Origin of the sequence: Mesorhizobium kowhaii (assembly GCF_003253745.1) — a bacterium.
Lineage (GTDB): Bacteria > Pseudomonadota > Alphaproteobacteria > Rhizobiales > Rhizobiaceae > Mesorhizobium > Mesorhizobium kowhaii.
Map to the genome: position 1 here is coordinate 312,442 of NZ_MZXV01000076.1, position 14,803 is coordinate 327,244.

18 protein-coding genes are annotated in these 14,803 nt (G+C 64.5%); 11 read left to right on the top strand and 7 right to left on the bottom strand.

What is annotated here, in order from left to right; translation table 11 throughout:
- Positions 1–89 precede the first annotated feature (89 nt).
- From B5V02_RS35020 to hemC, 4 genes are all read right to left on the bottom strand, one after another.
- On the bottom strand, positions 90–1,688 hold the full coding sequence (locus tag B5V02_RS35020; protein WP_111548501.1) for a heme biosynthesis protein HemY: 1,599 nt from the start codon (positions 1,686–1,688) through the stop codon (positions 90–92).
- A gap of 10 nt (positions 1,689–1,698) precedes the next feature.
- Positions 1,699–3,168, bottom strand: a complete 1,470-nt coding sequence (locus B5V02_RS35025; protein WP_111548502.1) for a COG4223 family protein — start codon at positions 3,166–3,168, stop codon at positions 1,699–1,701.
- A 110-nt stretch (positions 3,169–3,278) separates the two neighbouring features.
- A complete protein-coding gene (locus B5V02_RS35030) occupies positions 3,279–3,995 on the bottom strand; it encodes a uroporphyrinogen-III synthase (RefSeq protein ID WP_111548503.1) in 717 nt (238 codons plus the stop codon).
- 1 nt (position 3,996) lies between these two features.
- Complete coding sequence (gene hemC / locus B5V02_RS35035) at positions 3,997–4,923, bottom strand: hydroxymethylbilane synthase (protein ID WP_111548504.1); 927 nt, start codon at positions 4,921–4,923, stop codon at positions 3,997–3,999.
- A 101-nt stretch (positions 4,924–5,024) separates the two neighbouring features.
- Here hemC and tsaD point away from each other — a divergent pair, with 101 nt between their 5' ends.
- Genes tsaD through B5V02_RS35065 form a run of 6 tightly spaced genes read left to right on the top strand, consistent with a single transcriptional unit; the run spans position 5,025 to position 9,043 of the window.
- Positions 5,025–6,110, top strand: a complete 1,086-nt coding sequence (gene tsaD / locus B5V02_RS35040) for a tRNA (adenosine(37)-N6)-threonylcarbamoyltransferase complex transferase subunit TsaD (protein WP_208647186.1) — start codon at positions 5,025–5,027, stop codon at positions 6,108–6,110.
- Complete coding sequence (locus tag B5V02_RS35045) at positions 6,107–7,123, top strand: NAD(P)H-dependent glycerol-3-phosphate dehydrogenase (RefSeq protein WP_111548506.1); 1,017 nt, start codon at positions 6,107–6,109, stop codon at positions 7,121–7,123. The genes tsaD and B5V02_RS35045 overlap by 4 nt, the downstream gene beginning before the upstream one ends.
- Before the next feature lie 37 nt (positions 7,124–7,160).
- Positions 7,161–7,457, top strand: coding sequence for a YciI-like protein (locus tag B5V02_RS35050; protein ID WP_111548507.1), 297 nt, complete (start codon positions 7,161–7,163; stop codon positions 7,455–7,457).
- A gap of 40 nt (positions 7,458–7,497) precedes the next feature.
- On the top strand, positions 7,498–7,923 hold the full coding sequence (locus B5V02_RS35055; RefSeq protein WP_111548508.1) for an EVE domain-containing protein: 426 nt from the start codon (positions 7,498–7,500) through the stop codon (positions 7,921–7,923).
- A gap of 53 nt (positions 7,924–7,976) precedes the next feature.
- Positions 7,977–8,576: a class I SAM-dependent methyltransferase gene (locus tag B5V02_RS35060; protein WP_208647187.1), complete on the top strand. Its 600-nt coding sequence runs from the start codon at positions 7,977–7,979 to the stop codon at positions 8,574–8,576.
- Between the two features lie 50 nt (positions 8,577–8,626).
- Positions 8,627–9,043, top strand: a complete 417-nt coding sequence (locus tag B5V02_RS35065) for a DUF1761 domain-containing protein (RefSeq protein WP_111548510.1) — start codon at positions 8,627–8,629, stop codon at positions 9,041–9,043.
- A gap of 130 nt (positions 9,044–9,173) precedes the next feature.
- Here B5V02_RS35065 and gcvA read toward each other — a convergent pair whose 3' ends face one another.
- Positions 9,174–10,109, bottom strand: a complete 936-nt coding sequence (gene gcvA / locus B5V02_RS35070; RefSeq protein WP_111548511.1) for a transcriptional regulator GcvA — start codon at positions 10,107–10,109, stop codon at positions 9,174–9,176.
- A 130-nt stretch (positions 10,110–10,239) separates the two neighbouring features.
- On the opposite strand from gcvA, the gene B5V02_RS35075 reads away from it, so the two are divergent.
- Complete coding sequence (locus tag B5V02_RS35075) at positions 10,240–10,506, top strand: hypothetical protein (protein ID WP_111548512.1); 267 nt, start codon at positions 10,240–10,242, stop codon at positions 10,504–10,506.
- A 73-nt stretch (positions 10,507–10,579) separates the two neighbouring features.
- Here the strand turns inward: B5V02_RS35075 and B5V02_RS35080 are convergent, their stop codons facing one another.
- Positions 10,580–11,116 (bottom strand): L,D-transpeptidase family protein, encoded by a 537-nt coding sequence (locus tag B5V02_RS35080; RefSeq protein ID WP_208647188.1) that lies wholly within the window; start codon positions 11,114–11,116, stop codon positions 10,580–10,582.
- A 144-nt stretch (positions 11,117–11,260) separates the two neighbouring features.
- Between B5V02_RS35080 and B5V02_RS35085 the strand changes: the two genes are divergently transcribed.
- The 4 genes from B5V02_RS35085 to B5V02_RS40935 all read left to right on the top strand — a co-directional run bounded on the left by B5V02_RS35085 (position 11,261) and on the right by B5V02_RS40935 (position 13,764).
- Positions 11,261–11,944: a response regulator transcription factor gene (locus B5V02_RS35085; protein ID WP_023760937.1), complete on the top strand. Its 684-nt coding sequence runs from the start codon at positions 11,261–11,263 to the stop codon at positions 11,942–11,944.
- Positions 11,945–12,064: 120 nt separating this feature from the next.
- A complete protein-coding gene (locus B5V02_RS35090) occupies positions 12,065–12,520 on the top strand; it encodes a Crp/Fnr family transcriptional regulator (protein ID WP_111548514.1) in 456 nt (151 codons plus the stop codon).
- Between the two features lie 145 nt (positions 12,521–12,665).
- Entirely contained in the window at positions 12,666–13,124 is a 459-nt protein-coding gene (locus B5V02_RS40930; protein WP_208647183.1) for a hypothetical protein, read from the top strand.
- 34 nt (positions 13,125–13,158) lie between these two features.
- On the top strand, positions 13,159–13,764 hold the full coding sequence (locus B5V02_RS40935) for a glycosyltransferase family 9 protein (RefSeq protein WP_167458793.1): 606 nt from the start codon (positions 13,159–13,161) through the stop codon (positions 13,762–13,764).
- Positions 13,765–13,958: 194 nt separating this feature from the next.
- Here B5V02_RS40935 and B5V02_RS35100 read toward each other — a convergent pair whose 3' ends face one another.
- Positions 13,959–14,765, bottom strand: a complete 807-nt coding sequence (locus B5V02_RS35100) for an exodeoxyribonuclease III (protein WP_111548515.1) — start codon at positions 14,763–14,765, stop codon at positions 13,959–13,961.
- Positions 14,766–14,803 lie beyond the last annotated feature (38 nt).

A 14,803-nucleotide genomic window follows, 5' to 3' on the forward strand; every position in this document is an offset into this window, starting at 1 on the left:
AGAGCATGATGCCGAAAAGTGTGAAGCGGTTTTCGGACGACATCATGCTCTATCTGCTTGAGCTAGAGGGGCCTGGCGGCCGGCCCAATTCAAAACAGCCGGAACCGGCGCGGCGATTTTTCCGCTTCCTCGTCCGGATCGACGCCGGGATCGTCCGGCAGCCGCGCAAGCTCCTCGGCCGGCTCGACGGCTTCCGCGTTGGTCGGCACCTCAGCGAAGGCGGCTGCCGTGATCGGCCGGACATCATCCTCGTGGGTCTCGGCATCCTTGCCTGCGGGCGCGCCTGGGCCAGCGTCATCGATCACCTCGACAGGCCTTTCGCTCACCGGCTTTGCCAGCGCTTCGATGACCGGCACGGCCGAGGCCGGTGCGTCGTCATGGCTATCGATCAGCTGGCCGAGCCGCTCCATCGGCGCACGCCACTCGAAGGCGTCGAGCCGGCCGGTGACCGGCGATACCGGCGCCCAGCGCTCGGAAACGACACCATCGGCGACCCAGGCCGGATCGCGCGGCGCCCGCACCGCCCTCGACAGCAGCTGCCGCACCTTGCCCTGGTCGCCGGTATCGGCCTCCTCGATATCGGCCAAAAGCAGATAGGCGCCCTCGCGGCGGTCCATCCGGATCGCGGCCTCGGCCTCGCGGCGGGCGGTCGAAAAATCCAGCGCGTCAAGTGCGGCGCGCGCCACCGTCATCGACGACTCGGCGTGGTTCTTCTTCATCTCCTGCAGCTTCTTCGCCCGGTTGAGGCGGTCGAGCACGGCGTCGCCCGGCCGTGCATGGGTGTAGAGCTCGGCAATCTCCGGATGCGGCTCGGCCTTCCATGCCGCCTCGAGGATTTTCGAGCCCTTGCGCACATCGTTCTGCTTGAACAGCGCAGCAGCAGCAGCAACAGCGGCCGGCGCGAAGTCCGGCCGCAGCCGGTTGGCCTCGATCGCCGCGGTTCTGGCGGCAGTCGGATCGCTGTCGGCAAGTGCCTGCGCCTTGGCCGTCAACAATACGGCGCGACGGCGGTTGGCGGCATCGCGTTCGATCTGCCGTGTCGACTTCTGCGCGTCGACGAGTTTCAAGGCACCGTCCCAGTCGCCGCGCGCGGTCAATTCTTCCAGCGTCGATTCGGCCGCCCAGGCCAGTTGCGGCGCCATCACGGCGGCACGGCCGGCGTAATGTCTGGCGGCGTTGCGGTCGCCGAGCCGTTCGGCTTCGAGATAGAGCCCGCGCAGGCCGAGCAGCCGCATTTCGGGGTCGTCGAGCATGCTCTCGAACTTCTGCCGCGCGCCTTCATGATCGCCTTCGAGCAGCGACGCCTGCGCCTCGAGCAGATGGATCAGCGGCTCCTGGTCGGAGCGGATCAGCTTTGCCGCTTCCTTGGTTTTCTTGCGGGCCAGTGCTCCGTCACCGGCGCCGGCGGCGATCATGCCGGTCGACAGTGCCTGATAGCCACGGTCGCGGCGGCGCACGCGGAAATAGCGCGAAATGGTGTAGGGGCTGTTCCACAGCGACTTGAGCAGCCACCAGAAGATCATCACCGCGGCAACGACGGCAACAACGGCCACTGCCGCCACCATCAGGCTGACCTGGTACTGGTAGCCGCTGACGGTGACGACCATGTCGCCCGGCCGGTCGGCCAGCCAGGCGAAACCCAGCCCGAGCGCGAAAACGACGATGAGGAAGGCCAGCAGGCGGATCATGGTGTTGCCCTCATGCCTTCATCGCGCCGGAGATCAGCGCGTCGACCTGTGTTTCGACCTCGATGCGTGCTTTCAGTTTGCCGGCAAAGTCGGCGCCGGCCGCCTTCACGGCTTCGGGCAGCGTGTCATACTCGCTGAGCGCCTTGGCATAGTCGCCCTGGTTGACCGCCACCTCGATGCGCGCGACGGTTTCCGGCGCGCCGGCACCTTCGACGGCGCCGATCGGCCGGACCTTGACCAGCGATTCGGCGCTCGACATAAGATTCTGCAGGAAGCCGGCATTCTCATCGACAGGCGTCGCCGCGGCGACCATGGCGTTGGCGGCGGCATCCGCTTGCGATGCGATCTCGGCACGGGTGGGCACGCCTTTTTCGGCATAGGCGCGCAGTGTCGCAAGCTGCGGCGCATCCGGCGAAATCGCGGCAAAGGTCTCGAGTTCGGCCGAGAATGGCGCGCCGCGGTCGAGCGCCGCCTTGAGCGCCGACGCGGCGATAGCGAGCGCGATCTTCGGCTGTCCTGCCGCCGCCTCGACCTTGCCGGAAAGCTGCGACACCGACTGCTCCAGTGCGGTGAGCCGGCCATCCTGCGCCGTCGTCGCCTCGCCGGCTGACTTCACCAGCGCGTCGAGGCCAGCCAGTTTTTCGTTCAGCGGGCCGAGATCGACCGGCGCCGTGCCGCCAGCCTTGCCAAGGGCGGCGACCGCCGTTTCGATCTGTTTGACCTTGTCGCCAAGCGCCGCGAGCCCGGCATTGTCGCCCGCTCCACCGGATTCGACCGCCGATTTCAGCGCCGCGACATCCGTCTTGACCTGATCCAGCGCCGACGACAGGGCATCGACCTTGGCCGACGCGTCGCTGTTGCCGCCCGTTTCTTTCAAGCCGGCGATTTCGCTCTTCAGCGCGGCGATTTCGCTGTTGACGCCGTCGAGCGAGACGCCGGAACCGGATCCTGGCGCGCCGAGCAGGCCGGCGAATTGCAGGCCACCGGCGCCGACCAGCGCGATGACACCGCCAATGATGCCGGCGGCGATGCCATTGAGGCCGCTACGCTTGGCCGGAGGTGTTGGCGCCATTCTGTCGTCCCGTGTCTCGGTTTTTGCCTTGCTGTCGTCGGCCTGGGTGCGCTTGGCCGATGCATCCTCGAAATTGTAGTCGAAGGCTTTGGTTTTGCTGGCTGGCGCATCGGACGGTCCGGGATAGAAAGATTCAGCTTCGCTGCCATCCTTGGCCGCCGCCGCTGACTGCTCCGATTCGGCCTGGGCGTCGGCATGCTCCCACGGCTCGAGATCGGTCTGGTCGGCATGCACCGGTTCTTCGGGGACCTCGGCTTGCGAGGCGGCCTCCTCAGGTGCCGCTTCAGCGCCGGCCTGCGGCTTGGCGGCGTCCTCGCCGGCGATGCGCGAGACCGCGCCGGGCTCGAGATCTATGGTCACCGGCTCGCGGCGGCCTTTCGAGTGTCGCATCTTCGGCGTCTTGACCATGCCTGGGCTCCGCACAATTCGCTTCGTCTCAACGCCTGGCGGCGCATGATGGTTCAGAAAGGGTCTAGCACATCACCAAGCGGTGAAAAGGGGCGGTGTGATGACGCGGCTCAGAGCCGCGCCCGCAAAAGCCCCAGCAGCGTATCCTCATCGGGCTGCGCGGCAATGCGGATTCTTTCATCGGTGGTATCGTCAAGCGCTGCCGCAATGCGCGCGGAAAGAGCGAAAAACCTTGTGCTTTCAAAGAGTCCCTGCAAAGCGGGCCGCCTGGTCAGGACTTGCACCGCGGCGGCGGCTTTGGCTGAGTAAAGCAGCACCGCATCGGCGGATTGGCCAGACAGACGCTCGAGGATGGCTTCATCAGAATAACCCACCGTGAGCGTGTCATATGTCTCGACGGCGTGGACCTGGACGCCGGCTGCCTTCAGCCTCTGTTCGAACACCGGAAAGCGCACGCGTCCACAGAGATAGACAATGGTCTTCCCCCAGAGATAACCAGCAAGACTGTCGGCAAGCGCTTCGGCATTGCCTGGGCCTTCGCTGACCGACAAGAACCCCGCTTTTCGCGCGGCTTCCGCCGTCCTTGTTCCCACGGCATCGCAGGGCAAGGCGGCAAGCGCCGCGATGAGCTCCTTGGAAGCATGGCGCACGGCATTGGCGCTGGTGACGGCCACGGCGACGGCATCGCCTGGAAGCAGTCCGGCATCGACCGGCAAAGCCGCCGTTTCGGTCAAGGGCAGAAGGATCGGCTGGAACCCTGTGTCCTGAAGCTGCCGCGCCGTGCGCGAGGCTCCCGGTTCCGGTCTCGTCACCAGGACGCGAAGCATTTCAGAGCCAGCCGTCGAAGAACTTTTCGCCGGCCTTGGCCCGCACCGTCCGGGCCGCTTCCTGACCGATGCGGGCAGCATCCTGCGCCGATCCCTGCAGTTCGACCGTGTGCGACTGCGTGCCGTCAGGCGAGATGATCAACCCGGCAAAGGAAAGCTTTCCGGCCTCGATCGAGGCGTAACCGGCGATCGGCGTGCGGCAGGAGCCATCGAGCGCCGCCAGAAAGGCGCGCTCGCAGGCGAGCGCCTGCCCGGTCGGCACATCATGGATGGCGGCCAGCATTTTTTCGACGTCGCGATCGCCGATGCGGGTCTCGATGCAGATCGCGCCTTGTCCCGGCGCCGGCGGGAAGATGTCGAGCGGGATCAGGTCGGTGACGACATGCTCGAGTCCCAGCCGCTTCAGCCCGGCATAGGCAAGGATGGTGCCGGCGGCGACCCCTTCGTCCAGCTTGCGCAGGCGCGTCTGCACATTGCCGCGGAACATCACCACGTCGAGATCCGGCCGCATTCGGCGGATCAGCGCCTGCCGCCGCAGCGACGATGAGCCGATTTTCGCCCCGCGCGGCAGGTCGGCGATCGTCTTCGCCGCCTTGCCGACAAAGGCATCGCGCGCGTCCTCACGCGGCAGGAAGGCGCTGAGTTCCAGACCGTCGGGCAGTTGCGTCGGCATGTCCTTCGACGAATGCACGGCGATGTCGATCCGGCCCGCCAGCAGCGCCTCCTCGATCTCCTTGGTGAACAGGCCCTTGCCGCCAGCCTCCGACAGCGGCCGGTCCTGGATGCGATCGCCGCTGGTCGAGATGACGACGACCTCGAACGCCACCGCCGGCATCCCAAGCGCGGCCATCAGCCGCGCCTGCGTTTCATGCGCCTGTGCCAGCGCCAGCGGGCTGCCGCGTGTTCCGATTCTCAAGATTGTTTGCATGGCATGCAGTCCGTGATAACCCCCGGCCAGCGAGGTTTTTCCGGGCTTTCTCCTAAAGCGGAAAGTCCTGACATACAATCTATTGGGACAGCGACGAATTGATCCGCGTTCTGGGCATTGAGACGAGTTGTGACGAGACCGCCGCCAGCGTCGTGGCGGTCGACGGCGATGGCGCGCCAAGAATCCTGTCCAACATCGTGCTCAGCCAGATCGAGGAGCATGCCGCATTCGGCGGCGTTGTGCCGGAGATCGCGGCGCGTGCCCATGTCGAGGCGCTGGACGGCATCGTCGAGGCAGCCCTTGCCGATTCGGGCGTGGCACTAGCCGATATCGATGCGATCGCCGCCACCGCCGGCCCCGGCCTGGTCGGCGGGCTGATTGTCGGGCTGATGACCGCCAAGGCGATCGCCGCGGCTGCAAACAAGCCGCTGATCGCCATCAACCACCTCGAAGGCCATGCCCTGACCGCCCGGCTGACCGATGGGCTCGATTTTCCCTATCTGCTGCTGCTGGTCTCCGGCGGCCACACGCAGATCCTGGCCGTGCGCGGCGTCGGCGACTATCAGCGCTGGGCAACCACCATCGACGACGCGCTCGGCGAGGCCTTCGACAAGACCGCCAAGATGCTCGGCCTGCCCTATCCCGGTGGACCGAATGTCGAGAAGGCGGCACAAACCGGCAATGCGTCGCGTTTTGCCTTTCCGCGTCCGATGAAGGGCTCGGCCCAGCCCGATTTTTCCTTCTCCGGTTTGAAGACCGCCGTGCGCCAGGCCGCAACCGCCATTGCGCCGCTGAGCGACCAGGATGTCGCCGACATCTGCGCCTCGTTCCAGGCAGCGGTGGCCGATGCGCTGGCCGACCGTGTCGCGCGTGCGCTGGCGCGCTTCCGCGAGACATTTCCCGGCACCAGAAATCCGGCGCTGGTCGTGGCCGGCGGTGTCGCCGCCAACCGCACCATCAAGGCGACGCTGGAACGGCAGTGCGACGAGGCCGGTTTCACCTTCGTCGCGCCACCGCTCAAACTTTGCACCGACAATGCGGCGATGATCGCCTGGGCCGGCATCGAACGGCTGCGCGAAGGCATGGCGCAAGAGAACGGCTTCGATTTCGTGCCGCGCTCGCGCTGGCCGCTGGACAGCATCTCGACGCCGATGGTCGGCTCCGGCCGGCGCGGAGCCAAGGCATGAATGGCCGGAACATGAACGGCCCGGGCAAAAGCGGCTGGCGCGTCAGCGTGCTTGGCGGCGGCGCCTGGGGCACGGCGCTGGCGCTGGCCATGCTACGCGCCGGCCATTCGGTGCGGCTGTTCGCACGCGACCCGGAAACCGTCGCCTCGATCGGCCAAGGCCAGAACCCGCGCTATCTGCCCGGTATCGCCATCGCGCCCGGCATCGAGGCGACGAGCGACATCAAGGCGGCACTCGCTGGCGCCGATTGCGTGCTGGCGGTGACGCCGGCGCAATCGCTGCGGGCAACGCTGGCGGTCGCGAAAGGCCATATGCCACCCGGCATTCCGCTTGTTCTCTGCGCCAAGGGCATCGAGCGCGACACCGGCGCCTTGCTGTCGGCGATCGTCGAGGAGATCCTGCCGCAAAACCCCGTCGCCGCTTTGTCGGGTCCAAGCTTCGCCACCGATGTCGCCCGCGGCCTGCCGACAGCCGTGGTGGTCGCCGCCCGCGACGAGGCCCTGGCCGCAGACCTCGCCGCCCGCTTTTCGGCGGAGAATCTGCGCTGCTATTCGAGCGATGACCTCATCGGCGTCGAGATCGGCGGCGCCTTGAAGAACGTCTTCGCCATTGCCGCCGGCGCGGTCACCGGCGCCGGGCTCGGCGCCAGTGCCCAGGCCGCCATGGTGACGCGCGGCTTTGTCGAACTGCGGCGCATCGGTGCCGCCTTCGGCGCCAGGCCCGAAACGCTGATGGGGCTTTCCGGCCTTGGCGACCTGCTGCTCACCTGTTCGTCGACCCAGTCGCGCAATTTCGCCTATGGGCTGGCGCTCGGGCAAGGCAAGCCGCTTGCCGGATTGCCGCTGGCCGAGGGCGTGCCGACGGCGGCGATCGCTGCCCGCATCGCCACCGAGCGCAACATCGATGCGCCGATCATCGCTGCCGTCGCGGCGATACTGGACGGCACCATCACCATCCGGCAGGCTGTGACGGCCTTGATGACCCGGCCGCTGAAGACCGAAACCAACGATTGATCCCCACAACATTGATCCCAAGACCAGGAGAAAGACCATGCTGTTTGCTTTGATTTGCAAGGACAAGCCCGCAAGCCTGCAGGTGCGCCTCGACACGCGGCCAGAGCATATCGCCTTTCTCGAAGGGTTGAATGGCGACAAGAAGCTGGCTTTCGCCGGTCCGTTCCTTGACGCCGAAGGCAAGCCCAATGGCAGCCTCGTCGTTGTCGAGGCACCGGACCTAGCGGGGGCACAGGCCTTGTCGGCCGCCGACCCGTACGCCCAGGCCGGGCTGTTCGAAAGCGTCGAAATCCGCCAGTGGAACTGGACGTTCAACAAGCCGGCGGCTAGTTAATCCTGGTCGCTGGCGAGCGAGCGCAAGGAGGAGCACAAGAATGAACTACTGGCTGTTCAAATCCGAACCCTCGGTCTTCTCCTTCGAGGCGCTGAAGGCGAAGGGCAAGGCCGGCACGCAATGGGATGGCGTGCGCAACTATGCCGCGCGCAACAACATGAAGGCGATGCAGATCGGCGATCTCGGCTTCTTCTACCATTCCAACGAAGGGCTGAACGTGGTCGGCATTGCCGAAGTCTGCGCGCTTGCCCATCCCGACACCACGACGGACGATCCACGCTGGGAATGCGTCGACATCCGTGCCTATGGGGATGTGCCGAACCCGCCGACGCTGGAAGAGGTCAAGGCCAATCCCAAGCTTGCCGACATGGCGCTGGTGCGGCTCGGGCGGCTTTCCGTGCAGCCGGTGACGCCGGCCGAATGGAAGGAAGTCTGCCGCATGGGCGGCCTGACACCAGCTCCGTGACGGCGCTCACGCCACACAGCGCAAAGCAATTCATCCTCGACAACACGGCGCTGATGGCGCCGCCGCACGTGCCGGAAATCCTGCTTCATCTTGCCGATGAAGCACATGATTTGTGGCAGCGGACGGAGGATGAGCTGGTCGAGATCGGCCTGCCGCCGCCCTTCTGGGCCTTTGCCTGGGCCGGCGGTCAGGGCCTTGCCCGCTATATCATCGACAATCCCGGCACCGTGCGGGGAAAGCGCGTGCTCGACTTCGCTTCCGGCTCCGGCCTTGTCGCCATTGCCGCGGCCAAGGCCGGCGCGGCCAGGGTGATCGCAACCGACATCGATCCTTTCTGTGTGACCGCGATCCGCCTCAATGCGCAAGCCAACGATGTCGGGATCGACTTCCTCGGCACGGATTGCATCGGCACCGATGCGGGCTGGAACGTGATCCTGGCCGGCGATGTTTTCTACGACAGATCCTTCGCCGACCGGCTGATGCCGTGGTTCGCAACGCTGAAGGGGCGCGGCGCCGAGATCCTCGTCGGTGATCCCGGCCGGTCGTATATGCCGAAGGCGGGGCTGGAACCGCTCGCGGTCTATGAAGTGGCCGTCACCCGGGCACTGGAGGATTCACTGGTCAAGCGCACCACGGTCTGGCGGTTTGCTTGACGCAATCGCCGAACAGGCGTTCCATCAGATCTGTATCGGAGGGGGATCTCATGGATTTTGAAGCAGTGAACTGGCTGGCGGTGATCGCCGCCGCCGTCGTGGCATGGTTGTTCGGCGCCGCCTGGTATATGGGCCTGAGCAAGCCGTGGCTGAAGGCCGCCAAGCTTGATCCCGCAACCATGAAAAAATCGCCGCTGCCGTTCGTCATCAGCTTCATCGCCGAACTGATCATGGCCTACATAATGGCCCTGGTCGTCGGCGCGATGACCGGCGGCGAGCCGACACTGCTCGCCGGACTTGTCTTCGGCTTCGTGCTTTGGCTGGGCTTCGTCGCCACAACGCTCTCGGCCAACCATCGTTACCAGAATTTCGGCTGGGACCTGACCCTCATCGACGGCGGCCACTGGCTTGGCGTGCTGCTGATCATCGGCGTGGTCATCGGCTGGTTCGGCGCGGCGGCAACCTGATCAAAAGGGAGTAGGGCAGTAAGGCAGTAGGGGAATGGGGGCCGAAGGCAGCATCGACGCCCATCCCTACTGCCCTACTGCCCTACTGCCCTACTGCCCTACTGCCCTACTGCCCTACTGCCCTACTGCCCTACTGCCCTTTGTCCGTGGTTTGCGTCCTGGCGACTTCCTCGAGAATCCACTCGCGAAAAGCGACGATACGCGGATCGTCGGCGGTGCTCTCGGGATAGACCAGGAAATAGGCGAACTCGGCCCCCACCCGCAGGCCGAGTTCAAAAGGCTGCACCAGCCTGCCTTCGGAAAGGTCGTTTGCCACCATGGCGAAATCGGCGAGCGCGACGGCATTGCCCTCGATCGCCGCCTGAACAGCGTCGGTGGAGTTTCTGAACACGATGGTCCGGCTGTCGTCGAAATCGTTGATGCCGGCCGCCGCCATCCACATCCGCCAGTTCGGCCATGTCACGCCTTGTCGCGCCCATTCGATATGGGCAAGCGTGTGATTGAAGAGGTCACGCGGCTCGCGCAGCGGCGGACCGGACGTCAGCAGGCCCGGGCTGCACACCGGAATGATGATGTTGTCGAACAGGCGATGGGCGCGAAGGCCCGGGTATTTCCCGACGCCGAACCGGATGCCGACATCGACGTCGTCGAGGTCGAAATCCCGCACTTCGTAGGCGATGTCGAACCTGAGTTCGATATTGGGCCGACGCCTGCGAAAATCGTCGACGCGCCGCATCAGCCATTTTGACGCGAACTGGGCGTCGAGCGTTACCTTCAGCAATGCCGTGCCGCGCGTCAGCTTGCGCGCACGCGAGACGGCCCGGCCAAGCAGGTCGAGCGCATCGATCGAGGCCTCGAACAGCACCGTGCCCGCCGCCGTCAGCCGGATGGTGCGGCTGGTGCGCGTGAACAGCACGATGCCCAGCTGATCCTCGATTTCCTTGATCTGATGGCTGACCGCAGCCGGCGTCAGGCCGAGCTCGTCGGCGGCACGAGTGAAGTTGAGGTGCCGGGCGGCGGCTTCCAGCGTCCTCAGCGCTCGCGTTCCAGGCAGCAGGCGGGACATACCATCCTCAAATAAAACTTGATGATCTTGAAAGAACTACTCGTTTCTCATTTAAATTTCAATGCGGCATGCTGCATTCATCGACACACCATCAAACCGGATTTGACATCCGGATGAAACGGATCACGCCATGTCCCACATCGTTTTGAACTCACCAGCGTCCACGCCGGCCTGGCTACGCGCGGTGCTTGACTGGTTTCGCCATGCCAGGGTCGCCATACGCCTCGCCCGCCACGATATCGCCCACCAAAACGTCGAGGACCTCCCCGATCGCCAGCTACGCGACATCGGCGCCGAGCGCCGTGACGTCGCCCGTGCCATGGACAGGGAAATGGGTCGGTTAGGCCTTCTCGACATCGGCTGGCAAAAGCCTGGCCGGAAGGGAATAGGGGAGTAGGGCAGTATGTAATAGGAAGCTACGGCGCCGACGCTGATCCCTACTCCCTACTCCCTACTCCCTACTCCCTTACTTACCGCACCACCTTCATCACCGTCCTGTCCGACAGCAACGGCAGCAGCCGCGCCATAGTGCGCGCCGTCACCGCCACGCACCCTTGAGTCGGCGTGAAGCCGGGGCGCGCCAGGTGGAAGAAGATGGCGCTGCCGCGCCCACGCCGGCGTGGCGCCAGGTTCCAGTCGAGCACCAGGCAGGCGTCGTAGAGACGGTCGTCGCGCCGCATGCGTTCGTGGCTGGCGCCGTAGGGAATCTTGACCGGCCTGTTATAGTTGCGGTCGTCAGGCACTTCGCACCAGCCCAGATCAGGCCCGATCGGCGCCATCGCCAAACGCGTCTTGCGGCCGCTGGAGAACTGATCTCCCCGGAAATAGCCCGACAGGATCCGCATGTGGCCAAGCGGCGTGGCGCCGTCGCCTTCGCGCTTGCCGGCCGAGATGCCGCCCCGTCCCAGAGCACAGGCAAACACAGTTCCGCCGGCCTGCAGCAGGCCCTGGCTCGGGTTGCCGGGCCTCGCCCGCACGGTCAGCACGCGCAGCCCTTTTCGCAAAATTGCGCCGGCTGCATTGCGATCGCGTTTTTTCTTGTATGATCGTGCCACGGAACAAATCACTGTGATCGGCTGTTGTGCTGGTCAGCTTCCGCATAAACAGGCAGCGGTCAACTGAATTTTCTTTTCAAAACAACGGATTGATCCATGACTTCACGCACCATTCTAATCGTCGACGACGATGACGACCTGCGCGGCACTCTGGTCGAGCAATTGTCCCTCTACGAGGAATTCGACGTGCTGCAGGAATCGACTGCGGCAAAAGGCGTCGCCACGGCGCGCGGAGGCCTCATCGATCTGCTCATCATGGATGTCGGCCTGCCCGACATGGATGGCCGCGAAGCGGTGAAGATCCTGCGCAAGGGCGGCTACAAGGCGCCCATCATCATGCTGACCGGCCACGACACCGATTCCGATACGATCCTCGGTCTCGAGGCCGGCGCCAACGACTATGTGACGAAGCCGTTCCGCTTCGCTGTGCTGCTGGCGCGCATCCGTGCGCAATTGCGCCAGCATGAGCAGAGCGAGGACGCCACCTTCTCGGTCGGGCCCTACACCTTCAAGCCCAGCCAGAAACTGCTGATCGACCCGCGTGGCGGCAAGGTGCGGCTGACGGAGAAGGAGGCCTCGATCATCAAATATCTCTATCGCGCCGACCAGAAGGTGGTGACGCGCGACGTGCTGCTCGAGGAAGTGTGGGGCTACAATTCCGGCGTCACCACGCACACGTTGGAAACCCACGTCTACCGGCTACGCCAGAAGATCGAGCGCGATCCTTCCAATGCGGAAATTCTTGTGACAGAAAGCGGCGGCTACAAGCTGGTTCCTTAAACATTTCATTATCCAATGAGCGGCCGGGGCGGGGCTGCATTCGGGTACGATCCTGTTGGAGGGGGTTCTGGATCGTATCGCAGTGGAGGGATTGGACTGACCGTTCGGGGACACAGCTAGATGGCGTTGGATGACGACATTCGCATCCTGTCCGCCGTGAGGCTCTTCGAGGGCTTCACGCAGGAACAGTTGCGTCTGCTCGCCTTCGGCGCCGAGAACACAATACTGCAAGCCAACCATAAGCTTTATCGCGAGGATGACGAGGCCGATTCGGCCTATGTCGTGGTCAGCGGGCGCATCGTGCTCTATCGAGAGCAGAATGGCGAACGCATCCCGATAGGCACGGCGGGGCCCGGCACGATCCTGAGTGAACTGGCGTTGATCGCCGACAGCAACCGGCTGACCAGCGCGTCGGCCGAAATCGATTCGGAAGTGATCCGGCTCAGCCGCAAGATGTTCCGCCGCATCCTCGAAGAATATCCGGAAATCGCAGTGAATCTGCACCAGCGCATCTCCGAGGAATTCCAGGCATTGATCCGCCGCATCGAGGAACTGGCGCCTCGTTTCGAGGGCTGAGCTGCAGCGACGCGTTGGTTATCCCGCTGCCCGGCCCCGAGGGGCGAGGTTTCGTTGACAGGCAAGAGGTGAAATCCTACAGAACCCCGAAAGGCGGGCGGCGTAGCAGCCACCGCCACCACCAAGCTCCCTGGGGGAGCGCGGCATGTCGCCAGCTCGGTACGAGATGATCATCCTGTATTCCCGGAATGACGCGTTTGGCGACGGGTTGGTCCGGGTCCCGGCTTTGCGGGCCGCCAGAACGGCATTCCCCGATAGTTTCATCGTCTACGGAACCACCGCATCATCGACCCTTGAACATGTCCTCAATCGCCATGTCGACCACCTGGTCGATGCGATCAATGTGCGCACGCCGCTGGCGCGTTTGGTGGCCAGCCACCGCAAGGGCAAGGAGCGGGTAGCCATTGTCGATTTTCGTATGGTGGCGCCCTGGCTGATTCAGACCTGGGCCTCGCTGCTCGGGCGCGAGATTGCCTATGAAGCGAACTTTCCGGCTTTCGCGCTCCTGGCCCCCCGGCCAAAAACCCGAAGCTCGCCCCGAGCACAATGCCTGGCGCTACCACCGCCTTGTCGAGCGTCTTGCGCGGAGACGGCTGCCTTTTGACCATCGGCTGGAGCCGACCCCGGGCGCGCGCGCGGTGGCCAGGCGGCTGGCGGACGGCAAGCATGGCCCATTGATCGTTATCGCGGCGCATGGTGACGGCGACAAACGAATGACAACGGATCAGGTTGTCGCAATATCCGACAGCATGATCGCCGACGGAGCAAACCTTATCTATGTGAAGACGCCCGGCGACGGCCCTGACGTCGCTGAACTGGTTCGGCGCGTGCCGAAGTTGCAGTCTATCGATTCCGGCACGGTGGAGGATGTCGCCGTCAGCGATATTCTGCTGGCGCTCGGAGAGTTTGCCGATCTTTACATTGGCGCCGAAGGCGGTACGGCACATCTGATGGCTACGGTGATGACGCCGATGGTTATCGTCAGCGGCGGTGCCAGCATGAGCCGTTGGCGGCCGCTTTCGAACAGCGTCGACATGATTGAGGCACGCCATGCAAGTCCAACTGGGCTGGTCGCCAATGTCCCGGCGCCGAAAATCATCGAAGCGGCTCGCAGGATGTTGGCCGCGCGCCGCCGCGACCATCCCTATCTGCTCGGGGATACGGACAAGACAGGATGCCTGTCCACGCAGCAGTCTTTGGACAACGACACCCACAAAGCCAAGGACCTGAAGCCCGTCGTTTGAACCCGTCTGGCTGCGACGCACTCTAAGGTGTTTTGAGATTCAGGTCAGGCCGAGCCGGAGTCGAAGACGGGCGCGAAGCGACCAAACTAGGCCGCTTCCGAGAACCGGAACGGAGCGTACTTTTTGGTACGTGAGCACCGGAAGCGCAGGAAGTCGCCATTTGCAGGCCGGCATCACCTGAATCTCAATACACCCTAATCGAGATCGAAGCGCGCGATGACCGGCACATGGTCCGACGGGCGCTCCCAGCCGCGCGCCAGGCGCAGGATCTCGTAGCCGGCAAAGTCCGGCACCAGGTTTGGCGACGACCAGACATGATCGAGCCGCCGGCCACGGTCCGAGGCTTGCCAGTCCTGCGCGCGATAGCTCCACCAGGTGTAAAGCTTCTGCTCGTGCGGAATATTGAGCCGCATCAGGTCGACCCAGTTGCCGGCGAGCCGCATCGCCTCGAAATTTTCCGTCTCGACCGGCGTGTGGCTGACGACGTTGAGCAACTGCTTGTGCGACCAGACGTCGTGTTCGAGCGGGGCGATGTTGAGGTCGCCGACCAGGACAGAGCCCGACACCTCGTCATGCTCGGCACGGATGGCATTCATCTCGGCGACGAAATCGAGCTTGTGCTTGAACTTCCTGTTGATGACAGGATCCGGTTCGTCGCCGCCCGCCGGAACGTAGAAATTGTGCAGCAGGATCGCCTTGCCGCCGGCCCGTACCGTCACCGACAGGTGCCGGCTGTCCTCGATTTCGCAGAAGCGGCGCTTCTCGACCACCTCGATCGGCCGCCGCGCCACCGTCGCGACGCCGTGGTAGCCCTTCTGGCCGTGGAAGGCGATGTGCTCGTAGCCGAGCTTGCGGAACGCCTTTTCGGGAAACAGCTCGTCCGGAACTTTCGTCTCCTGCAGGCAGAGCACGTCAGGCGCATGCTCGACAAGCAGGCGTTCGACGATCGGCATGCGCAGGCGAACGGAATTGATGTTCCAGGTGGCGATGGAAAAGGGCATTTGGCAATCCAGGACAGCGTATGGCGAGCCAGAACCGA